Source organism: Peribacillus sp. NPDC096447, assembly GCF_044762725.1.
Taxonomy (GTDB): Bacteria; Bacillota; Bacilli; order Bacillales; family DSM-1321; genus Peribacillus.
In genome coordinates this window covers 1,270,709-1,293,876 of the sequence record NZ_JBIWEV010000001.1, presented here as the reverse complement: position 1 = coordinate 1,293,876, position 23,168 = coordinate 1,270,709, and the positions used below count along the sequence as shown (strand labels likewise).

Sequence of the window (23,168 nt, the reverse complement as noted above, 5' to 3'; positions counted from 1 at the left end):
AAGTGATTAATTTGAGTAATGATGGAAATCAAATGGCATTCTTACGCAAGATTATTATTATCTCGACGTTAGGCGGTCTTTTGTTCGGATATGATACAGGTGTCATAAATGGTGCCTTGCCGTTCATGTCCGAAGCGGATCAACTTAACCTTAATTCACTTACGCAAGGACTTGTTGCCAGTTCACTTCTTTTAGGCGCGGCACTTGGTGCGTTTCTGGGAGGGAGGCTCTCTGATTATGCGGGCCGGCGAAAAAACATTCTTTTTCTTTCGGTACTTTTTTTCTTTTCCACCATTGGATGCACGTTTGCACCGAATGTTACGGTCATGATTGCCTGCCGTTTTCTACTCGGCCTTGCGGTAGGCGGAGCGTCAGTAACCGTTCCTACTTATTTGGCGGAAATGTCTCCTGCTGAACGACGCGGCCGGATCGTCACCCAAAATGAATTAATGATTGTTAGCGGACAGCTGCTCGCATTCACCTTCAATGCCATTCTTGGGACAACGATGGGTGACAGTTCACATGTTTGGCGTTACATGCTGGCCATAGCATCACTTCCCGCCATACTTCTTTTCTTTGGAATGATCAGGTTGCCTGAAAGTCCAAGGTGGCTTGTGTCCAAGAACAAAAATGAAGAGGCCCTGAAGGTTTTGAAAAGAATACGTAAAATGGATGAGGCGGAATCGGAATTTCAGGGAATCAAAGCGACATTCGAAAAAGAGAACCATGTTAAAAAAGCAACATATAAAGATTTGACCGTCCCATGGATACGGAGAATCGTCTTTCTTGGAATCGGGATTGCCATCGTTCAGCAAATAACGGGTGTTAATTCCATCATGTACTATGGTACCCAAATTTTAAAAGATGCAGGGTTTGAGACAAAAGCAGCTTTAATCGGGAATATTGCAAACGGTATCATTTCCGTTTTGGCCACGTTTTTAGGTATTTGGCTGCTTGGTAAAATCGGGCGCCGTCCAATGCTTTTAACCGGTTTGATCGGGACTACGACCACATTGCTATTGATTGGGATCTTATCTTCCCTTCTTGAAGGGACGGCTGCCCTTCCCTATATCATTTTGTCCTTGACTGTCACTTTCCTTGCCTTTCAGCAGGGGGCCATTTCACCGGTTACCTGGTTGATGCTTTCAGAGATCTTCCCGCTTCAAGTACGTGGGCTCGGTATGGGTGTCACCGTATTTTTCCTTTGGGTCGTGAACTTTCTAATCGGCTTAACATTCCCGGTTTTACTAGATAAAGTCGGATTGTCTACCACATTCTATATCTTTTTCGCATTAGGCATCATGGCTATCATCTTTGTGAAAAAATGTTTACCTGAAACGAGAGGGCTTACACTTGAACAGCTTGAACAAAACTTCCGCAATCATGGAAAAGAACCTACAAAGGAAATGACACAAATAATTTAAGAGTTATAGAGTAATGGACCAGATTTGTATAATAGGAGGAATATGATCATGACATTAAATTTTGGTGTAATAGGAACGGGAGCCATCGGCCGGGAGCATATTAAAAGAATTACAGAAAAATTATCCGGAGGGAAAATTGTGGCTGTAACCGATGTGAATGAAGAGGCGGCAAAGCAGGTCGTGAAACAATATGGACTTGAGGCACTTGTATATCCGGATGACCAATCACTGGTAAACTCGGAAAATGTCGATGCTGTGCTTGTTACGAGTTGGGGTCCTGCTCATGAGCAAAACGTATTGAATGCGATTGAAGCTGGCAAATATGTGTTCTGTGAAAAACCACTGGCAACAACGGCGGAAGGCTGCAGGAGAATTGCCGAAGCGGAAATGAAACACGGGAAGCGTTTGGTGCAAGTTGGTTTTATGCGACGTTATGATAGCGGTTACGTACAACTGAAAGAAGCCATTGATAGAAATGAAATTGGCGAGCCGCTCATGGTCCGCTGTGTACACCGCAATCCAGAAGTGGATGAAAAATATACGACGGAAATGGCTGTCGTTGATACATTGATTCATGAGATTGATGTATTGCATTGGTTAATCAGCGATGATTACAAATCAGTTCAAGTCATTTACCCGAAGAAAGCAAGCCGCGCGCATGCTAATTTAAAAGATCCCCAACTCATCATATTGGAAACGAAGAGCGGGATTGTCATTCAAGCTGAAGTATTCGTGAATTGTAAATATGGCTATGATATCCAATGTGAAGTCATTGGTGAGGACGGTGTTGCATATCTTCCTGAACCAGCGAGCATCGTGACAAGGAAAGGCGCAAAACGGAGCACGAATATCTTGGTAGATTGGAAAGATCGTTTTATGGATGCATATGACATAGAATTGCAGGATTTCATAGATTCAATTATAAAGACAGGTCAGCCGAATGGTCCGACTTCATGGGACGGATACATTGCTGCCGTAACTGCTGATGCTTGTGTAAAAGCACAAGAGTCCGGACAGAAGGAATCAGTTGACCTTGAAGAGAAGCCCGTTTTTTATACAGGAAAAATCACTGTACAGTGAACGTAACTAAGCATTGAAACGAAAAATAAATTATAGGGGGAAAGATCAATGAAACTAGCTTTGGATCCTACGATGTATGCCAATTTATCATTAAAAGAAATGGTCGATAAAACAGCGGAACTAGGCTATGAATATATCGAACTGTCACCGAGGGAAGATTTCTGTCCATTCTATAAATATCCTAAAGTGGATAAGGAACAGATTAAGAATTTGAAACGCTGGTGTAGCGACGCAGGTGTGAAGATATCATCCTTACTTCCGCTTTACTACTGGGCAGGTCCTGATGAGGAACGGCGCCAGGCCGCAGTCCGTAATTGGAAACGTGCCATTGAAGTTGCAGTGGAATTGGATGTTGACTTGATGAATAGTGAATTTAACGGATCTAAATTCAATGAAGTTATCTGTGAAGAGAAATTCATTAAATCAATGGATGAGCTCCTCCCGGTTTTTGAAAGGGAAGGCATTAAACTGAATTTGCAGGCACACCCATTCGATTTCATCGAAACGCATGAGGGAGCGATGGATATGATCCGTGCCCTTGACCGCCCGTGGATCAACCTTGTGTATTCAACCGCACATACATTTTTCTATGATGATGGCAAAGGCGATATCGCCCCTATGTTCGATTCTGCCGGGGATCGCCTGCAACATGTCCTGTTTGCAGATACATTCAATCATAAAGCATCCAACGGACTCCGTTATATCGTCAATCCTCCAGGTGTCGAGGCAACCGTCCACCAGCATTTGAATATCGGCGAAGCGGAAGTTGACTTTGATACGATCTTCAAAAAACTGAAAGAAATGAATTTTGACGGCATCGCGACAAATGCAGTATTTGCTTGGATCGACAAAGCAGACTGGTCAAGTAAGCTTATGCTTCAAAAAATGAGAGACGGATTGGGTTTAGCAGAAAGAATTGGAGGCTGACAGAATGAAACTTTGTTTTAACCAAGCGACAACACTTGAAAATTCCACCTTGGTCAAAGATCTCAAACACTGTGAAAAGCATGGTTACGATTATATCGAAATCCGTACCATGGATAAATTGCCTGAGTATTTGGAAGAGAACTCTATTGAAGACCTAGCTGAATTTTTTAACGCAAATCATATTAAACCACTTGCCTTCAACGCGCTCGTATTCTTTAATAACCGAGATGAAGACGGGCATAAGGCGATAATAGCCGAATTTAAAAACATGATGATCATGGCGAAGAAATTGGGTGTGAAATATGTGGTGGCGGTTCCGCTTGTAACGGAAGCGAAAATATTGAAAGAAGAAATTAAAAACAGCTGTGTGGAAGTATTGACTGAGCTTTCCGAGATTGCTGAACCGTTTGGCGTTAAAATTGCAGTGGAATTTGTCGGGCATCCGCAATGTACTGTGAATACATTCGGTCAGGCATACGATATCGTTGAAACAGTCAACCGTGATAATGTTGGGTTGGTGCTGGACTGTTTTCACTTCCATGCTATGGGTTCCAGTTTGGAAGACTTGAAGAAAGCGGATGGGGAGAAAATCTTCATTTTACACATTGATGATACAGAGGATTTTCCGATCGGCTTTTTGACGGATGAAGACCGGGTATGGCCTGGGCATGGTGCCATAGATTTAGACAGCATATTATCCATCTTGAAGGGAATTGGTTATTCTGACGTCGCCTCTGTGGAATTGTTCCGTCCAGAATATTATAAACTCGATGCTGAAGAAGCCATTAAGACCGCAAAAGAAACGACAATTCAAGTTATTTCGAAATACTTTGCACTACAGAACGCCTGAGTGGATCATGATAATCTCGGGAAAAAGGGGGTGATGGATTAATGCCTTTAGTATCAATGAAGGAGATGCTTTTAAAAGCAAAAGCAGAAAGGTATGCTGTGGGTCAATACAATATTAATGGTCTGGCATTCGCACAGTCGTTTTTACAGGCTGCCAATGAGGAACGAGCGCCGATCATACTTGCAGCATCGGACAGGCTTGTTGATTATCTTGGCGGATTTAAAACGATTGCCGCTATGGTAAAAAGCCTTATCGAAGATATGGATATTACGGTTCCGGTTGCCCTTCATCTTGATCATGGAATGGATGTGGAACGCTGCAAGAAAGCGATCGATGCGGGTTTTACTTCGGTCATGATCGATGGCTCACATCATCCAATAGATGTAAATATTGAAATCACCAAATTGGTTGTCGACCATGCCCGGCAGAGCGGAGTTTCCGTTGAGGCGGAAGTGGGGACAGTCGGTGGGACGGAAGATGGCCTCGTCAGCGGTATTCAATATGCAGATCCCCATGAATGCACGAGGATTGTAAAAGAAACGGAAATAGATGCACTAGCGGCTGCTTTGGGTTCGGTTCATGGCCCATATCAAGGGGAACCTAAACTTGGTTTTGCGGAAATGGAATTAATTTCGAACTTGACGAATGTACCTCTCGTCTTACATGGAGGCTCTGGTATTCCGCTGCACCAAATCAAAAAAGCAATTGAACTTGGACATGCTAAAATAAACGTCAATACCGAAAGCATACAAGTGTGGGCAAAAACGATTCGGGAAGTATTGGCCGTTGAAGGAAAAGTATACGAGCCTCGCGCCATCATCACACCGGCGAAAGAAGCTATCATCTCCGTCGTTAAGAGAAAAATGGCAGAGTTCAATACAAGTGGAAAGGCTTAAGAATGAAAAGGTGTTCCCGATTACGTTGCGGGCACCTTTTTGTATATTCACTTTCTGCATGATGGTGAAATAGTTCTCTGGTCAGAGGAGGTGTTGCAATGACTTTATTACATATCGCACGAAATAGATTTTTGTTTTTAGTGCTGTCATTCATTTTTTGGTTTTCCAATTTCATCTATATTCCCATTTTATCTCCTTACCTTGAGACGATTGGAGGGGATTATACATTTATCGGCATTGTATTAGGCAGTTATGGGCTGATGCAATTTCTCTTCAGGCTTCCGTTCGGAATCTTTTCCGACCTCATAAAAGTTAGAAAACCTTTTATTATCTTTGGTATGGTCGTGAGTACGTTGAGTTGTGTGACTTTCGCATGGGCCGATAGTTTAGGCTGGATCCTTTTGGCCCGCTCGTTAGCTGGAGTTGCCGCCGCAACGTGGGTAGCGTTCACCATTTTATTTTCCAGCTACTTTTCAGAACGTGATCTTCACCGAGCGATGGGCAGTATCTCGTTGGCTGTGGTTCTGGCACAGCTGCTTGGAATGGCGGTCAGCGGATACATTGTCGATTTATGGGGATGGCACGCGCCTTTTTGGATGGGAGGGTTCATCGGTTTCGTGGGTATCGTCCTTTCACTTTTTATTTACGAATCGAACGAAGATTTTCAGAAAGAGCCTATTCAAATGAAAGAGCTTGTATCAGTCATGCTTGAACCGGCACTTTTAAAAGTATCATTTCTATCCATTCTCGCACATGGCATCATCTTCACGACAATGTTCGGCTTCACCCCGGCATATGCTTTAAAGCTTGGGGTCCAGACTGATGAGATCAGCATGGTCATCTTTTCATTCATGATTCCTCATGCCATTGCCACCATGCTTAGCGGGAAAACATTCGTACCATTACTCGGACAATGGAGGTTACTGAAACTAGCTTACGGCCTAACGGCCATTTTTACAGCATGTACGCCATTAATAGATACAAAAGAAATGTTTTTTTTGCTTCAAGGGTTGAATGGATTCTCATTGGGCACTCTTTTTCCATTGTTTTTAGGAATGGCGGTGGAATCAATTCCCCTTGAAAAAAGGGCAACGGCCATGGGGGCATATCAAGCAATCTACGCGATTGGTATGTTTGCTGGACCCTTCCTTGCAGGAGTATTGATTTCGCATTTAGGTCTTTCAGCAGGATTTTATTTCGCGGGATCATTAGGTTTAACGGCTGTGTTCTTTATGATTGTATGGAGTCGCCTTGAAAGGAAAGCAACAAAACATGATTTAAAATTGAACTAAGCGATTTTGAAAGGATGCTAGTTTTAGGAGGCGCACTTATGAAGGTTGGTTTAGTTACTGATATTTTAGGTTATGCCATTTTAAGAGATGCTGGATACGTGAGGATCTGGGAATAGGGACACACGAGCTTGGAAGCGGCAATTGGTCGGATGCCCCACATCTCGATCTCGATGGACTTCTTGGCAGTGCGGCAAACGAAAGCAATTTTTAACTGAATTAAATGTAAGGGGAATTCGATATTTTAACATGAAGTCTAAATTACTTTATAATGGAATTAATGAAAATGACAAAAAGAAATAGGCAGGTGGAGATAATAGTATGAAAATGAGCGATGTGGCGAAATTGGCCAACGTATCTCCTGCAACCGTTTCAAGAGTGCTCAGACAGCCGGATTTAGTCAGCGAGGATACCAAACAAAAGGTGCTGCAGGTGATTGAAGAGATGAATTACAAGCCTCACATGATTGCCAGTCAGTTCAGGACGAAAGAGACAAAGATCATTCTGGTCGTCGTTCCGGATATAACAAGGCCTTTTTTTTCCGAAGTGCTTCGGGGCATTGAGCATACAGCTGTAGAACATGGCTATCAGGTTATATTGGGAGATACGGAGAACGACATTGAACGGGAAAAGGAATACATCGATTTGTTATACAAAAAGCAGGCAGATGGAGCGTTACTCCTTACCGCTAGAATGAATAGGGAAAGCCTGGAAGAACTATCAAATCAATTTCCGATTGTACTGGCCTGTGAATACGTGGACGGTCTGGACATTCCAACTGTTTCGATCGACAATATAAGCAGTGCCAGAAAAGTAACGGAACATTTAATCAAGCTTGGATATACACGGATTGCCCATATAACAGGGCCTATGAACATCATTCTTAGCCGGGATCGACTAGGGGGATTTCAGCAGGCAATGATGAATCATCACTTGAAGGTAAACCCGGAATTCATCCAGGAAGGGGATTATGGCATTGACTCAGGTTATGACCAGATGGTGAAATTATTATCTCTGGAAAACAAGCCTGAAGCAGTGTTTGTTTTTAATGATGAAATGGCGCTGGGAGCTGTAAAGGCAATCCATGATCATGGGTTGAGCGTTCCCGAGGATATTGCTGTCGTTGGTTTTGATAATTTGAAAATAGCATCGATATTTCATCCGCATATTACGACCATTGACCAGCCTAAGTACGAAATAGGGAAAATGGCAACGAACTTATTGCTGACCTTAATGAAAGGCGGAACCATTGAAAAGAAAAAATTCGTTCTGGAAGATGAGTTGATCATCCGCGAATCTTGCGGCTCCAAATTGGAAAAAAGCTTGAAATCATAAATTGTTTGGCAAGATTGCTATGTTAATAAATGAATGGCTTCCTTTTATGGGAGCCTTTTTGCATTTCGACTAAGATGGGAAAAAACTACATTTGGGGAGTTGGCCAAATTATGCTAGGAGGATTTTTCAATGATGTAATTGTAAATTTATCAGCAGGGGATACAATCTCCCTTCAGCTATTTGGTTTAGTGGCTACCGTTGTCTTAACAGGTGGGGGATCTGCAGGGGCTTCACTGACGATCATCCGTTTGAATTAATGTGAGTTGTAACATTAATAATTAGGAAACGTGATATTTTGAATCCCCTTCAACTTGAATAGGGATTTTTTTTGAGGGGCTTCTTATTGGAATTATGGTCGATAATCTTCATAGTTTCACTTCGAATTGCTGTCATATAAGGCTTCAAAATGCGCCCTTAGCTTTAATTAGCTAAGGACCATTCATGGTTTGCAGGGATTTTAGTCAGATGCATTTACAAATACTCTTTGTATTTCTTTAATTTATAGATGACTGTTGGCTGGCTGATGCCTAAATGTTCTGCCATTTCGTATGTGGTTTTACATTGTTTCCATGCTTTTGCAATCAGTTGCCTTTCAACCTTTTCCAGTGTCTTCTTTAAATCGAAATTCTCTCCACATTCCTGTTCGATTGCCAGGAAGGTGGAATCTTCAGGCTGTTCTATTTGCCCTGTGATGGATTGGGGAAGGTGTTCGGGAAATATAATGGGCTCTTCGATGGTCAGGATTAACCGTTCAATTAAGTTTTCTAATTCCCGTATATTTCCGGGCCAATGATAATGAGTCAAAACTTCATAAGTCGATGGGTGGATTTTTTTGAATTTCTGGTATTTATCATTGGTTTTCTGTAAGTAATGCTGAATTAAGAGAGGGATATCTTCTTTACGTTCATGTAATGCCGGTATTTGGATGGGAATCACATTCAAACGATAAAATAGGTCCAATCTGAACTTACCTTGACTTACCATCTCCTTCAAATCTTGATTAGTTGCTGCAACCAGGCGGAAGTTAATATGGTTTTCTTTTTTTCCGCCGATGCGCTTTATCTTTTTTTCCTGTAATACTTTCAGTAATTTAGCTTGCATGGCAAGTGGGAGTTCCCCGATTTCATCTAAGAAAAGAGTCCCGCTGTCAGCCTGCTCAATCAGGCCTTGCCTCCCTTGTTTATTTGCCCCTGTAAATGATCCCGGCTCATAGCCGAATATTTCTGATTCAAACAAACTTTCAGGTATCGTGCTGCAATTCACTTCGATAAAAGGTTCTTTCTTTCGGTTGCTTTGGTCATGAACAGCACGGGCGAAAGTGCTTTTCCCTACCCCGGAAGGTCCTAATAAGAGAATCGTGGCATCGGTTTTTGAAACATTATGGATCGTTTTTAAAATATGCTTCGTTTCATTACTTCTGGCAATCAAATAATGGTAATCCAGTTCCTTTTCTCTTAAATCCTCGACTTCCGTTTGATAGCCTTTTATTTTTCGTTGTAATTGCTCAAATTGATCCTGCAATTGCAAAATCTCGGTTTGATCCTGACCATAGCTGATTACCCTAACGAGAAGTCCGTCCTTATTAAAAATGGGATAGCCAGTCGACATGACAACATGACCCGTTTTCGTTTCTTGCATTATGCGCTTCGCTTTCTTTTCTTTTAAAACAATCGCATTGATGGAGGGTGTGAGAAGGCCTTCACTTTCTAATTGATAGACGGAGGTACCGATATAAGAGTCACTTTTCATACCATAAATCTCCCAAAGCTTTGGGTTGGAATATAAAATGATCCCATCTTGATCGGTAATGAGAATGTTATTATTCGATGTTTCAATAATCTTATTTAGTTCTTCCTCCAGCATATCATCGTACATAAGTTCCGCTCCTTTGGGTTGTGGGATGCTGTTTAATTAAAATATAAATCAAAAAGTCTAAATAATCAAAAATTAAATTAAAAAACAAGAAAATGATTAATTTTTTAATCAATTGAATGAAACAAAATAATGAAAAGCCTCATATACCACAGCGAAATAGTTGGCCTGAATCTTGCTTATGTAATAGATAAGAAGAGAATTTCCATAGCCATTCTATTAGAAAAGATGGAAGTTTGTAGGAAAGCTGCAATTGCAGTGAAGTGAAAAAATTATGGCAGAATTAGAATTTAGGAGGATGTTACATGATGAAGTATCAACCGAAAGACTCATTCAAATCACCCCGTTTTTGTGGAGTGCGTACGTTTATGCGGCTCCCATTTGTTGAACGGGTAGATGAACATATGGATTTTGTCATTACGGGGATTCCTTTTGATTCCGGGCAATCATTTAGAACGGGTGCGAGATTCGGACCAGAGGCCATTCGCGATTTTTCAATCCTTTTACGTCCTTATAATCCAGAACAAGATATTAATATTTTTGACTATATATCAGGAATCGATTATGGGGATATTCCGATCATTCCGGGGTATATTTCTGAAACATATAAAAAAATCGAAGAAGAGCTTACCCCCGTCATTGAAAAAGGGATTATTCCCATTTCATTGGGAGGCGATCATTCCATTACACTAGGGGAGTTACGTGCGATCGTAAAAAAACATGGACCTGTTGCCTTGCTTCAATTCGATGCTCACTCTGATACTTGGGATAGTTATTTTGACCAAAAGTATAATCACGGAACCGTTTTTCGCCGTGCAATAGAAGAGGGTCTCATCGATGTATCGCGATCTCTTCAAATTGGTATGAGGGGCGGTCTGTACGGACCGGAAGATCTTCAGGATGCCCGGGATTTAGGTTTGGGCGTTTATACGACAAACGATTATAAACGTATCGGGGTCGAAAAGATGCTGGGGGTCATTCATGAGCGTGTTGCGAATGGCCCGGTATTTTTATCTTTTGACATTGATTTTTTAGATCCGGTCTATGCTCCGGGAACGGGGACCCCTGAAGTTTCCGGTGCCAGCATTGATGATGCTTTAGCCTTAGTGAGAGGCTTGACGAATATAGATTTTGTTGGATTCGATCTTGTTGAGGTTTTACCATCATACGATCACGGACAAATCACGGCTGCCGCAGCCGCTAATATTGTCTATGAATTCATCACACTCATCGCTCTCGCAAAAAAAGGGAAACTGGAGAAAAAAGAGAGAGTCGGAGATTTGGAAACCCAGCTTAACAATTAGTTTCCTCATTTAACTGTAAAGAAGGAAGGAATCGTTGAAATCCTTTCTTCCCTCTTTACAAAGCGAAAAGAACAATACAAGCCCAAAAGGAGATGTGTAAATGCATATTTTGGATATATCGATCATGATTCTATATTTTTCTGTTTTAATCATTGTGGGAGTAATCGGATCCAAACGGGCAAAAACAGCAGATGATTTCATTGTGGCAGGACGTAATCTTGGTCATTTTATGTATTTATCCTGTTTAGCGGCTGTGATATTAGGGGGTGCTTCTACTCTAGGAACAGCAAAGTTAGGTTATCAGTTTGGGATATCCGGTATTTGGCTAGTGGTGATGATCGGGCTCGGCATAATCGCTATCGGGTTGTTTTTAACAAATAAGATATTTAATTTAAAAGTATTGACGATCAGTGAAATGCTAGAGAAGCGTTACAACTCTCAGACAAGATTGATCAGTGCCCTTGTCTCTGTTATCTATACATTCATGCTGACTGTAACGCAAGTGATTGGGATGGGGACAATTTTACATGTTTTGGCTGGGTGGAATTTAACGGTTTCCATGATAGTCGGGGGTGGGATCGTATTATTTTATACAATATTAGGAGGTATGTGGTCAGTCACCATGACTGATGTCGTGCAATTCGTCATCATGACGATCGGGATTTTCTTTATCATGCTTCCGATGAGCATCTCTAAGGCAGGAGGGTGGGGCTCGCTTAAAGAAAATCTCCCGGCCTCACATTTCGAGTTAGGCAACATTGGCGGAGAGACAATTTTTCAATATTTCCTATTATTTACTCTAGGGGTAGTTGTTGGCCAAGATATTTGGCAGCGTCTTTTTACCGCACGAACCAAAGCTGTTTCTCGTGGCGGAACGGTTGGAGCGGGACTATATAGTGTTTTTTATGCGATTGCAATCAGTATCATTGGAATGTGCGCTTTTATTATCCTTCCTGATTTAGGCGATCCCCAAAATGCATTTACCAGTATAGCGATGGAAACTTTACCTGCAGGCCTATTGGGGGTTGTCATTGCGAGTGTGGTATCGGCCCTAATGTCTACAGCTTCAGGAACTTTGCTTGCTTCGTCCACTTTAGTTGTTAATGACATCATTAAAAAATATATCGGTCCGGGAATGAATGAACGTCAATTTTTAAAAACATCCCGAATTACAACTTTAACGATTGGTGTATTGACCATAATCGTTTCGATATGGATTCAAGATATTTTAGTTGCATTGGATGTAGCTTACGCAATTTTATCCGGTGCTGTGTTCTTTCCGATCATCCTTGGTTTCTTTTGGAAAAGGGTCACGGCTACAGCAGCATTTTACTCGATTCTGTCCAGCATGATCGTTATTATTGTCGGATTGGTGATTAATGGACCTTCCTCCACTCAACCAATCCTGTACGGGCTCGCTACTAGTTTTGTCGTCATCACTACGATCACTCTCCTAAGTCCGAATAATGATCACAGAAACAAAAGTGAAGTAAAGCAAGAAATAAAGGGTAAAGCTGACATGGACACAATGGCTAATTGATGGTTCGGCAAAAAAACGGAAAAATTGAGGAGGAAAGTAAAAATGACAAAGACAATTTCCCTGCAACCCGCAACATTCAATACATTGGAAGAAGAGCGCATTCACAGGAAGGAACGGTTGGCAGCTTCATTCCGTCTTTTTTCAAAGTTTGGTTTCGATGAAGGGATAGCAGGCCATATAACGGTCCGTGATCCTAAATATACAGACCATTTCTGGGTTAATCCGTTTGGGATGCATTTTAGTCAAATTTCCGTTTCGGATCTTATATTGGTCAATCATAAAGGTGATATTGTAGAGGGTGAACATTCTGTGAATGGTGCTGCCTTTGCCATTCATTCTGAAATTCATAAAGCGCGACCGGACGCCATTGCAGCGGCACATGCTCATTCAGTCTATGGAAAGACATGGTCTTCCTTAGGGAGACTGTTAGATCCGATTACGCAAGATGCCTGCCAATTTTACAGAGATCATGCATTATTTGATGATTTTACTGGTGTGGTTTATGCATCCGAAGAAGGGAAACGCATTGCTAAGGCTTTAGGTCAATACAAAGCTGTCATCCTCCGCAATCATGGATTGTTAACTGTAGGCCAGTCTGTAGATTCAGCTGCGTGGTGGTTCATAACGATGGAACGTTCATGTCAAGCACAGATAATGGCTGAGTCCGTAGGTAAGCCTATTTTTATAGAAGAAGAGTATGCAAAGTTGACGGCAGAACAAACGGGAACGGAATATGAGGGATGGCTGAGTTTTCAGCCTCTTTGGGACAGAATCAGAAAAGAGCAACCAGATTTCTTGAAGTGACCATGAAGCAAGGCATGGTATAATCCACAACGGATTGTTTTCCCATAAAAGAGGGAAAAAGGTATCGTAGGTTCTTGAGGAGGTTTTATAATGTCCGGTTCTAAGAAAACAGCACCTTCACTTTATATCAGGGTCGATATACCGGAAAAATACATCAATCAGTTTAAGGAGATTTGTTCAGAAGTTGTTGTCGAGCCATGGGAATTCGGTGAACCTGAACCACAGCCAAAAGTTGATCTATCGAAGTTTGATGTCATTTATACGCTTGGGCTTCATGATAATCTTAACATTATAAAAAAAGCTCCAAAGATTAAATGGGTCCATTCAGACACTGCTGGAGTGGAGGCCATGCTGAATGAAGATATACAAAACAGCGATATCATCATCACCAATGTCAAAGGCTGCACATCTGTTCCGATAGCGGAGCATACAATTGCGATGCTTTCTTCATTAGCAAGAGGTGTACCGACAATGATCAGAAATCAAATAGACAAAACTTGGGTTGAAATTCCTGTGAAAGATCTCGAGAATGCGACAGTGGGGATAATTGGGTATGGTGATATTGGCTATGAGATAGCAAAGAGATGTAAAGCACTAGGTATGACCGTTATTGGGTGCCGCCGGAATCCCTCCAAGAGGAACACAGAATATGAACCTGCTGATTTGATAATGGGTATGGATCAAGTGGATGAGGTCCTTTCCAGGTCCGACTTTGTCGTCTTGGCCCTTCCGTTTACAAAAGATACATCATACTTTTTTAATAAAGAACGCTTAAATAAAATGAAAAAAGGCAGCTATGTAATTAATGTCGGCCGAGGTAATACGATTGTTGATGAAGATTTAATTCATTCCTTGAGCAATGGGCACATAGCAGGAGCGGCTCTAGATGTGTTTGAAGTAGAACCTTTACCTAAGGACCACCCTTTCTGGCAGCTGGAAAATGTCATGGTTTCCCCACATAACGCTTACAACTCTTCCAAACACCTAGATCGGGTAATGGAATTATTCCTGAAAAATTTAAAGCTTTATTCTGACGGTAAACCCCTAATGAACGTTGTAGAAAAAAAACTTGGTTATTAACAGTAATCGGACTTTTGAAAAAAAATTCGAATGGAGTACAAGGGCAGACCCTGAAAAGGGTTTGCTTATTTTTTGTTTAAAAGCCACTGCTTCATCTTTTTCTTGTATAGGACAATCTCTGATCAGGAAAAGCTGGATATAAGGAGGCGATGTATGAATGGGTACTTTCGAAGTTATTTCCCTGATGCTAAGCTTTGGCATGTTTGTAATTGCTATTCTTGATTTCAAAAATCATGACAAGAATCCTTGAAGATATTAAGGCTGGCCGATGTGTTTGATTAATAATGGAAGCGTTTTAAAAAAATGCCGGGTTGTTTAAGAAGGTATTGATTTTCTCGATTTTTTAAATTTGCAGAGAACACCATTAGGAGGTGTTCTTTTTTATTTCCAATGAGTTTCAAGCATATTCAATGCATACATAAGTATCATCTTTGACAAAACAATGATATACAAGTATAGTCTCTAATAGACCGGTTGATATAATTTAAAGGAGTGATCCAGCTATGGCAGAGAAACGAAACTCTAAAGACATTCTTATTGAAGCTGCTTCCCGGCTTTTTCGAATACGTGGATATTATGGTGTAGGGCTTAAGGACATTATTGAGGAAAGTGGTATCCCAAAAGGTTCTTTGTATCATTATTTTCCGAAAGGCAAAGAAGAATTGGCGATAGAGGCGATTATTCATACAAAAGAATTCGTGATAGATGAAATTCAACGGTGCTTTGATGAAATCGATGACCCCATCAAAGCCATTCAGGCTCATATTTTTCAATTATCCGAGGTATTTGGGGATAGTGAAAATCTATTAGGACTGCCAATCGGAACGATTGCAGCGGAAACATATACGACGAGTGAGCAGATAAGAACGGCCTGCCAAGAAGCGATAGAAGATTGGCAATCCATATATGTGAAGAAATTACTCGAGGCGGAATTCAGTGAGAAACGGGCAAAAGAATTGAGTATCGTAATTAATGCTTTGATTGAAGGCGGTATCCTTTTATCCTTAACGGCGAAAAGCGGGGAACCTCTCCAGGCCATTGCCGAACAGATACCATTATTGCTGATAAATAAATAAGTCATACGAAAAAATTATCTTAAGCTAGGTCGAACAGTTAGTAATTGGAGGAAATATTTTATGTCTACAGATGCAACTCAGCAACAAAAACCAGTCATTAGAACGACTCCCATTTTAATTGCATTTTTAATTGCAGGGTTCATTGGGTTATTCAGTGAGACGGCATTAAACATGGCGCTGGGCGATCTAATACAAGAGTTCAATGTCAGTCCTTCCACCGTGCAATGGCTGACAACGGGTTACCTATTAACATTGGGGATATTGGTTCCCGTTTCGGGACTCTTGATTCAGTGGTTCAATACTCGTCAATTATTCATTGCCTCAATGGTGTTCTCCATCATTGGGACGCTCATTGCAGCAATTGCACCTGGGTTCGGCATCTTGATGCTAGCCCGTGTCATCCAGGCAATCGGAACGGGTCTTTTATTGCCTCTCATGTTCAATACCATTTTATTGATTTTCCCTATTCATAAAAGGGGAGCGACGATGGGATTGATGGGGCTGGTGATCATGTTTGCCCCAGCAATCGGGCCGACAGTTTCAGGTTTGATTATTGAAAACCTGAAGTGGAATTACATTTTCTGGGTATCTTTGCCGTTCTTTGTGATCGCTTTACTATTCGGTCTCAAGTATATGCAAAACGTTTCAATGATCACCAAACCTAAAATTGACGTACCATCCATTATTTTATCGACCATTGGTTTTGGCGGAATTGTTTATGGCTTTAGTATTGTCGGAGAACAAGGATGGAGCAATGCGATAGTTCTATCCACGATCATTGTCGGACTTATAGCGCTCTTCCTGTTTGCTGTAAGACAATTCAACATGGATAAACCGATGATTGACTTGCACGTTTTTAAATACCCGATGTTCACATTAGGTTTAATAACCGTCTTCATCACCTTCATGATCATCATGTCATCCATGATTCTCTTACCGCTATACCTGCAAACAGGGCTTGCATTAGCTGCTTTTTCTGCTGGGCTGGTACTATTACCGGGTGGAGTGCTTAATGGTATCATGTCTCCGGTTACGGGGCGCATTTTTGATAAGTTCGGGCCAAGAGGGTTAGTGATCCCTGGCTTCATTATCATGATTGTCATGTTATGGACCTTGACGAACGTAACGACTGAAACGACGATCATTATGGTAGTCGTCATGCATTCCCTACTTATGATTGGTGTTTCGATGGTCATGATGCCGGCTCAGACAAATGGGCTGAATCAACTGCCGAAAAATCTTTATCCGGATGGAACGGCTCTAATGAATACATTGCAACAAGTATCGGGGGCCATCGGTACAACCGTTGCCATTACAATCATGTCAGCATCCCAAAAAAATTATATGGCAAATGCAGAAGATCCGTTCGATCCATCTGCCATCAGCGGTTCATTGACTGCAGGCGTTCAAGATGCCTTTATTTTCGGTCTTGTCCTTGCAATCATTGGTTTGATCGTGTCTTTTTTTATCAGAACAGCACGAGACTAATAAGATATTAATAAAGAAAAATAAATTAGCCAGCAGGGAAAAGAGTTTCTCTGTCTGGCTTTTTTATTGGCCTTTATTACCATATTTTATCAAAAGCTCTAAAATCAGAGTGAATTATTTGAAAATTAACCACTTATCGGATAATCTTACACAATGATAGTTACTAAAATTTAGCTCAGGTAAAGCGGTTAACAGGAGGGACTTAAATGAAAACAATAAAAACCAAAATGTTTGAACCTGTAACAATAGGTGCATGGAACTTAAGAACAAGAACGGCAATGGCTCCTATGACACGGTCGTTTGCCGATAACGAAACTGGTGTTGTGAATGACCTGACCGTAGAATATTACCGAAAACGGGCTCAAGATGGAATCGGACTTATCATTACTGAAGGTGTAGTGATTTCACCAAGAGCAAAGGGCAATCCTGGAGTTCCCGGTATATATACTCAAGAGCAAATCAACGGGTGGAAAAAAGTAACGGAAGCGGTACACGCAGAAGGCGGAACGATTATTGCGCAAATCTGGCATGTGGGCCGTGCAAGTCACCATGAAATTGCAGGAGGACTTCCTCCGCAGGCTCCGTCACCTATCGCTGCAGAAGGTAAGGTTTCACGATTCGGCAAACCTTTTGACATTCCTGAAGAATTGACAGAGACGGATATTGCAGAAGTTGTGAACCAATATAAACAAGCTGCAAAGAATGCAATGGATGCTGGTTTTGACGGCGTTGAAATTCATGGTGCACACGGCTACTTAATAGATCAGTTCAATTCTGACACCTCCAATAAAAGGACCGATCGGTACGGTGGTGATTTAAAACAGCGCCTGACTTTTATGAAGGAAGTGCTAAAAGCAGTTATTGATGCGGTTGGAGTGGAACGTACCCTTATTCGTTTCTCGGCTTTGAAAATTGACCAGCCGTCATACATGTGGGAAGACCCTGAAAAAGCGATCCAAACATTTATTGAAGCGTTCAATGAAACAGGAGTCAAAATGATTCACCCATCCACGATGGAATTTACCAAACCGATTGCAAGAGGATTGACCATGCATGAATTGGTACGCAGCCACTGGGATGGAATTATAGTCGGTGTGGGAGGGCTTGATCCTGAAATAGCAGAAGCCGCACTGGAAAAAGGCATCATTGACGTTGCGGCGATTGGACGTCCGCTTATAGCCAACCCGGATTACCTGGCACGAATTAAACAGGATGAAAAACTTGTTGATTACGAGGCGAAGAAACATTTAGGGCAACTGATTTAATAGAGATAAGATATAAGGAAGGGCTTGTTCATGACAGGACACCGCAGCAACCATACTTCCTTTTCTATAACAGATGCGATTCTTCTTCAAGAAGGGTCGCCTTTTCTTATGAACCTAAAAGGGGAGAGTGGATGGTATATCAATGGAACGTATCATGGTTATCGGAGTGTCCGCGGGTGTCGGAAAATCTACTTTTGCAAGAAGACTTGGAGATAATTTGAATATCGATGTACATCATTTGGATACATTCTACTGGATGCCTGGCTGGGTTGAAGCTCCTTCAGAGGATTTTATTTCTGCTCAGAAGGAAGTATTGAGTCATGACAAGTGGATAATGGATGGCAATTATAGTAATTCTTTTCATTTACGTTCGAAGCTTGCCGATACGATAATTTATTTAGAACTTCCTCTAAGTGTTTGTCTTTACCGGGTGATAAAACGTTGGTTGTCTAATATAGGTAAAACAAGGCCGGATATGGGGAAAGGCTGCAATGAAAAATTAGACTGGCAGTTTATTAAATTTATCATGACCACTTACTTTCCTCGCAAGAAAGAAATGAAAATCAAATTTGCAAATCTTCAAAAGAGTGACCCTGAAAAGGTAATAGTTATATTAAAAAGCAAGCCCGAAATTGAAGGATATTTGTTGAATATGAAGGGATAAGCTTTTTTATCACTTAATTTTGATGACACTTAGAGATTTCAGAAACTGCCCTTAACAAAAATTCGGAATTAATATAAAGCCCAAATGGAAAGGGATCTTCCAATCGAAAATCCCTGAAACTGTAGACAAATTCGAAGAAATCGAGTTAGCCTCAGTTTTTTTATGGCTTGTACAATATGTTTCCGCTGCAGGCACTCGCTTCCGCGAGCGGTCAGGGAGCCTCCTCGGCTTGCGCCTGCGGGGTCTCCCTAGACGCGCTTTCCCCGCAGGAGTCTCTGTTGTACTTGAGTATTGGAATACATTTATTCTGAATGTTGATGATGGACTTTCTTACTTAAAGATGTAAAATATAGATTTAATTGAATTCATCTTATATACATAATGGAGCTTAATAAAGGTTAAAGCGATAATACAATCAGGAGGAAATTTTCAATGGCTTTGTCCGAAATGAATAGTAAATTGTTTAGAATGATTAATAATCTAGGTAAACAATACCCCGATTTAAACCCTTTCTTTGTATTCATCGCTGAATACATGATTTTTTTCTTAGTATTGGCTGTCCTGATATTTTTGTTTTCTCGAAGAAATAAAAATAGAATCATGGTAATCTGTGCAATTATTACATTGGTTATCTCAGAAATATGGGCGAAAATAGCAGGGCAATTCCACACGAATTATCAACCATTTGCTGAGTTGCCCAACGTTAATAAGTTAGTTGAAAAAGCAGTCAATAATTCCTTTCCAAGCGACCATACGATTATATTTTTTTCCTTTTGTATAACCTTCTGGTTATTCAAAAGGGGTTGGGGGTTTTTATGGGGAATTTTGGCTGTCCTTGTAGGTATTTCGCGAATTTGGGTAGGTGTCCATTATCCAGCAGATGTTCTTGTCGGAGCCATCATAAGTATCGTTTCAGCCACAATCGTTTACCAAATTGTTCTTAAGTTAAGTCTGACTAAGGAATTTTTTGGAAATCACGAGAAGGGCGAACAATCCATTCTATTTGCCCTATCCAAACAAAAGAAGGGTAAGTCAAAGGACATTTAAAAAAGAGTTACTTGAAATACTACCAGATTAGCAGACCAAATCGATCATTGTTTCACTTGCACTAGTTGTTATAAGTCTTGTTTCAAGAACCGAACGGAAAGAAGCAGGAAGCAAATGGAGCAGGACAGAAAATGATGTATTTATAAACAAAAGAAAAACTTTTGATGTTTTTTGATAAAAGAATTATTATCCATTAGTTTTAACCATTCTTCAACTAAAAGGTCGATAGTAAAACAAAGGGTTGCTGCGGCAACCTTTTTCTTATGGAACTAGAACTAAAGGGGTAAATGTATACTACCTTTACCTTTTTGGGTGCAAGTGGTTCGGCTTATGGGGAAGGTGGTTCCATCTTTAGTATCGTGACATATGGCTGTCTGGCTACAGTCATCTCCTATTGGACATTTCCGGCAATCTGGAGGTATGCAAAGAAACACCCATTAGTTTCCCAATCTGATTTTTTTGTGAAAAAATATCAAAGTCCATATCTTGGTGTGCTTGTTGCTGTAATAGGTGTTATAGCTTGTACTTGCTACTTAGTCCTGCAATTGAAGGGTTTAGGATATATCGTTTCTGCAACATCCTATGGGGTCATTTCTTCTACAGCTGCCATTTGGGTTGGAGCAATTGGTGTTACCATTTTTGTAATGGTTTCCGGTATTCACGGTTCTGCCAGGACAGCTATTTTGAAGGATATTCTGATTCTTGGCGTTGTTGTATTTTTAGGAGTTTATTTCCCACTTCATTATTATGGCGGTCTTCAACCTATGTATGAGGCCGTTGAACAGGCAAAGCCGAACTATACCATACTTCCAAATCAGGGAATGAGCGTTTCGTGGTATATATCCACTGTTATATTAAGCTCTATTGGATTTTATATGTGGCCGCACGGGTTTTCCCCTATATATGCTGCCTCTAGCGAAAAAGCTTTACGAAAAAACGCAATCCTAATGCCAATGTACCAATTGATTTTATTGTTTGCCTTTTTTGTCGGGTTTGCAGCGATCTTACAGATGCCTGGATTAAAAGGCGGCGACGCCGACCTTATCTTGCTGCAGCTTTCTAAACAAGAATTTGATCCATGGTTTGTAGGCTTAATCGGTGGTACTGGCGTGTTAGCCGCTCTAGTCCCAAGTTCCATGCTGTTGATGTCTATATCAACATTGCTTGCGAAAAATGTATACAGCGTATTCACTCCATCTGCAACGGAAAATCAAATTGCAAAACTGGTAAAATATTTGGTTCCGCTTATTTCTCTAGTAGGGATTTACTTGACCTTTAAAGGTGGAAACACCCTCTTTAGTCTCGCTTTAATCGCCTATAATTTTATTACACAACTTGCTCCTGCCTTTTTCGCAAGTTTGATGAGAAAGAATTTTGTAACCAAACATGGAGCATTTGCAGGGATTATAACAGGAGGAGTACTAGTCTCCATTATGGAACTAGGGAACATAAAAATCAGTCAACTATTTCCTTATCTTCCTCAAGCAATTAAAGATCTGAATGTAGGAATTATTGCCCTATTTGTTAACATTGTTGTTTTAGTGGTGGTCAGCCTGATGACAAAAAACTTTACTTATACTCATCAAGATACTGATGATTTGGATACATCAACAGTAGACAAGATCCTAATGCAAAAAGAATCAAATAGCTAACTCACACGAATTTAAATTCACTTCCGATATGTATATGAAAAGCGAATGCCCTCCAATTAAACTTTTCTGGGAGCGTTTTGTAGGACTGCATTTACAGTTCGGATAACGCTAATAATGAATTGGACTTTTTGGAATCAAAGGTGTCCAGTGGACACAGGGTAATTAAGCGAGTCTCCATTTTTGGATTAAAGGGGGAAGGGGTAACTTTGAGAATTGTCCTATTTGATTGCTTTCTGCCAAATAACTAAGAAGATTATCTGCAAATGAAACAAACCGGTCTGAATATGGCCGGTTTGTTTCATTTAGTTACTCTGTTTTAGAGCTCTGATCTTTATTTCTTTTATTTCCTTTGCTGTTGTCCCCACTAACAGGAGCTTGCCCGTGTAATTGCGGTGAATTTTGGTTACGGCTGCCTTTATTAAATTTTTTTGTCATGTCTAACATCTCCTTTCTTTTTCAAATACAGTTTGTCCCTTTTTGGTGAACTTATGTTTTTCACTTGAAAGGAACATCTTTATCAAGTGATATTTTTCATTCACGGCTAGTAAGGTAGCTCAGTAGGAGGATAGGTGGAATAATCATTACCTATTGAAAAAAGGGGCTCAGCTGCAGGTTGGTTAGATTGAGTTACAGAGGTCTGATTTAAAGTCCTAAAACGCTTGTCGGACCTCCAAGTTTATCGATCTGCATTTCGCCCTTGAGGGATTTAACATAGACAAAGTGTGCAAACTGGCTGTTATGACTGTTGAAAGTTCTAATTATGAAAATGAAATAAAAAATTTAAGGAATGTTTGGGAACTAGAGGATCTTTTTAACATAAGTTCATTCAAGAGGGTTAAATTACATAGTTCTTACTTTATTTTTAATAAGCTTGCAGTAGTAGTTTGTAGCTCTGAAAAAAAGAACAGTATATACAGATAAATGATTTCAAGGATACATGTGGCATTCTTTTTTAAAGCAAGTATAAGCATCTTCATAGTGATCTTTCCTTTCTTATTGTAATTTCATCAATTATACTAATGAATTTATACAAAATCTTCCTCTTTGTTAGATTACCTGCCATTGTTTTTCTGGATGTAAGATTTTGTTGAAAAAGGAGCGTTCACCATGCCAACTGATGAATCCCCATGTAGATGAAGGAGGGCTATTTTACGTGGACAATATTTTCAATAACGCCTGATTTCGCTTGCTATTTGGGAATCCAATAACTGATTTGGGTAAGGGGCATCATGCTTTAACTTAAGGACAGAATATGTACTTATGGATTACTTTTATCCACTCAAAATTACAGTCATAGGTTCCTGTTCCATTTACAGTGATCAAACCAGGTAGAAAGTCGCAACGTTGCTTTTCTGTTCCGAGGGTTTTAGTATCATTACTCGATAAGGTCAATAAAGGAATGCTCCTCACACTTCATTACTACACAGATTAAAAAAAGTAGAAAAAGTCGATTCCGGGTTGAATTAGATGCCCTAACTTAATCACATATAAGAGTTGTTTAATTAGCTAAGCATTTTCTTGTATTTCTCAAGATTTAACTGTTATCAACCAGGCAATCCATCACCATAAATCAGG

Annotated in this window: 19 protein-coding genes and 2 pseudogenes; 19 read left to right on the top strand and 2 right to left on the bottom strand. The window is 40.6% G+C overall.

The window, feature by feature from the left end:
- The first annotated feature begins 11 nt into the window (after positions 1 to 11).
- The 8 genes and pseudogenes from ACIQZD_RS06420 to ACIQZD_RS06385 form a co-directional block, all read left to right on the top strand.
- Positions 12 to 1,424 (top strand): sugar porter family MFS transporter, encoded by a 1,413-nt coding sequence (locus ACIQZD_RS06420; RefSeq protein WP_402899626.1) that lies wholly within the window; start codon positions 12 to 14, stop codon positions 1,422 to 1,424.
- A gap of 48 nt (positions 1,425 to 1,472) precedes the next feature.
- Complete coding sequence (gene iolG / locus ACIQZD_RS06415) at positions 1,473 to 2,504, top strand: bifunctional inositol 2-dehydrogenase/D-chiro-inositol 1-dehydrogenase (RefSeq protein ID WP_402899623.1); 1,032 nt, start codon at positions 1,473 to 1,475, stop codon at positions 2,502 to 2,504.
- 48 nt (positions 2,505 to 2,552) lie between these two features.
- A complete protein-coding gene (locus ACIQZD_RS06410) occupies positions 2,553 to 3,431 on the top strand; it encodes a sugar phosphate isomerase/epimerase family protein (RefSeq protein ID WP_402899619.1) in 879 nt (292 codons plus the stop codon).
- A 4-nt stretch (positions 3,432 to 3,435) separates the two neighbouring features.
- Positions 3,436 to 4,281, top strand: a complete 846-nt coding sequence (gene iolI, locus ACIQZD_RS06405) for a 2-keto-myo-inositol isomerase (RefSeq protein WP_402899616.1) — start codon at positions 3,436 to 3,438, stop codon at positions 4,279 to 4,281.
- A 41-nt stretch (positions 4,282 to 4,322) separates the two neighbouring features.
- A complete protein-coding gene (gene fba / locus ACIQZD_RS06400) occupies positions 4,323 to 5,177 on the top strand; it encodes a class II fructose-1,6-bisphosphate aldolase (protein ID WP_402899613.1) in 855 nt (284 codons plus the stop codon).
- A gap of 98 nt (positions 5,178 to 5,275) precedes the next feature.
- Positions 5,276 to 6,469 carry an MFS transporter gene (locus ACIQZD_RS06395; RefSeq protein WP_402899609.1) on the top strand — a complete coding sequence of 398 codons (1,194 nt, stop codon included), beginning with the start codon at positions 5,276 to 5,278 and terminating at the stop codon, positions 6,467 to 6,469.
- A gap of 318 nt (positions 6,470 to 6,787) precedes the next feature.
- Entirely contained in the window at positions 6,788 to 7,801 is a 1,014-nt protein-coding gene (locus tag ACIQZD_RS06390; protein WP_402899606.1) for a LacI family DNA-binding transcriptional regulator, read from the top strand.
- A gap of 131 nt (positions 7,802 to 7,932) precedes the next feature.
- A pseudogene (locus ACIQZD_RS06385) lies at positions 7,933 to 8,058 on the top strand (BclA C-terminal domain-containing protein); the annotation flags it as partial.
- A gap of 214 nt (positions 8,059 to 8,272) precedes the next feature.
- On the opposite strand, the gene ACIQZD_RS06380 reads toward ACIQZD_RS06385, so the two are convergent.
- Positions 8,273 to 9,676: a sigma-54 interaction domain-containing protein gene (locus tag ACIQZD_RS06380; RefSeq protein WP_402899603.1), complete on the bottom strand. Its 1,404-nt coding sequence runs from the start codon at positions 9,674 to 9,676 to the stop codon at positions 8,273 to 8,275.
- Positions 9,677 to 9,978: 302 nt separating this feature from the next.
- Here ACIQZD_RS06380 and speB point away from each other — a divergent pair, with 302 nt between their 5' ends.
- From speB to ACIQZD_RS06325, 11 genes and pseudogenes are all read left to right on the top strand, one after another.
- Positions 9,979 to 10,977 (top strand): agmatinase, encoded by a 999-nt coding sequence (speB, locus tag ACIQZD_RS06375; RefSeq protein ID WP_402899600.1) that lies wholly within the window; start codon positions 9,979 to 9,981, stop codon positions 10,975 to 10,977.
- 100 nt (positions 10,978 to 11,077) lie between these two features.
- On the top strand, positions 11,078 to 12,517 hold the full coding sequence (locus ACIQZD_RS06370) for a sodium:solute symporter family protein (protein ID WP_402899597.1): 1,440 nt from the start codon (positions 11,078 to 11,080) through the stop codon (positions 12,515 to 12,517).
- Positions 12,518 to 12,541: 24 nt separating this feature from the next.
- A complete protein-coding gene (locus ACIQZD_RS06365) occupies positions 12,542 to 13,321 on the top strand; it encodes a class II aldolase/adducin family protein (protein WP_402899594.1) in 780 nt (259 codons plus the stop codon).
- Positions 13,322 to 13,411: 90 nt separating this feature from the next.
- Positions 13,412 to 14,401, top strand: a complete 990-nt coding sequence (locus tag ACIQZD_RS06360) for a D-2-hydroxyacid dehydrogenase (RefSeq protein WP_402899590.1) — start codon at positions 13,412 to 13,414, stop codon at positions 14,399 to 14,401.
- Positions 14,402 to 14,558: 157 nt separating this feature from the next.
- On the top strand, positions 14,559 to 14,651 hold the full coding sequence (locus ACIQZD_RS06355) for a putative holin-like toxin (protein ID WP_220126990.1): 93 nt from the start codon (positions 14,559 to 14,561) through the stop codon (positions 14,649 to 14,651).
- Between the two features lie 253 nt (positions 14,652 to 14,904).
- The gene (locus ACIQZD_RS06350; RefSeq protein WP_402899585.1) at positions 14,905 to 15,477 is read left to right on the top strand and encodes a TetR/AcrR family transcriptional regulator; all 573 of its coding nucleotides are present in this window, start codon (positions 14,905 to 14,907) and stop codon (positions 15,475 to 15,477) included.
- Positions 15,478 to 15,537: 60 nt separating this feature from the next.
- The gene (locus tag ACIQZD_RS06345; RefSeq protein WP_402899582.1) at positions 15,538 to 16,965 is read left to right on the top strand and encodes an MDR family MFS transporter; all 1,428 of its coding nucleotides are present in this window, start codon (positions 15,538 to 15,540) and stop codon (positions 16,963 to 16,965) included.
- Positions 16,966 to 17,183: 218 nt separating this feature from the next.
- Positions 17,184 to 18,230 (top strand): annotated as a pseudogene (locus ACIQZD_RS06340) (alkene reductase); the annotation flags it as partial.
- 142 nt (positions 18,231 to 18,372) lie between these two features.
- Complete coding sequence (locus ACIQZD_RS06335; RefSeq protein WP_402899579.1) at positions 18,373 to 18,894, top strand: P-loop NTPase family protein; 522 nt, start codon at positions 18,373 to 18,375, stop codon at positions 18,892 to 18,894.
- A gap of 432 nt (positions 18,895 to 19,326) precedes the next feature.
- Complete coding sequence (locus tag ACIQZD_RS06330) at positions 19,327 to 19,941, top strand: undecaprenyl-diphosphatase (RefSeq protein WP_402899577.1); 615 nt, start codon at positions 19,327 to 19,329, stop codon at positions 19,939 to 19,941.
- Between the two features lie 287 nt (positions 19,942 to 20,228).
- Positions 20,229 to 21,593 carry a sodium:solute symporter family protein gene (locus ACIQZD_RS06325; RefSeq protein WP_402899575.1) on the top strand — a complete coding sequence of 455 codons (1,365 nt, stop codon included), beginning with the start codon at positions 20,229 to 20,231 and terminating at the stop codon, positions 21,591 to 21,593.
- Between the two features lie 306 nt (positions 21,594 to 21,899).
- Here ACIQZD_RS06325 and ACIQZD_RS06320 read toward each other — a convergent pair whose 3' ends face one another.
- Positions 21,900 to 22,028 carry a hypothetical protein gene (locus tag ACIQZD_RS06320; protein ID WP_255256698.1) on the bottom strand — a complete coding sequence of 43 codons (129 nt, stop codon included), beginning with the start codon at positions 22,026 to 22,028 and terminating at the stop codon, positions 21,900 to 21,902.
- Between the last annotated feature and the right edge of the window lie 1,140 nt (positions 22,029 to 23,168).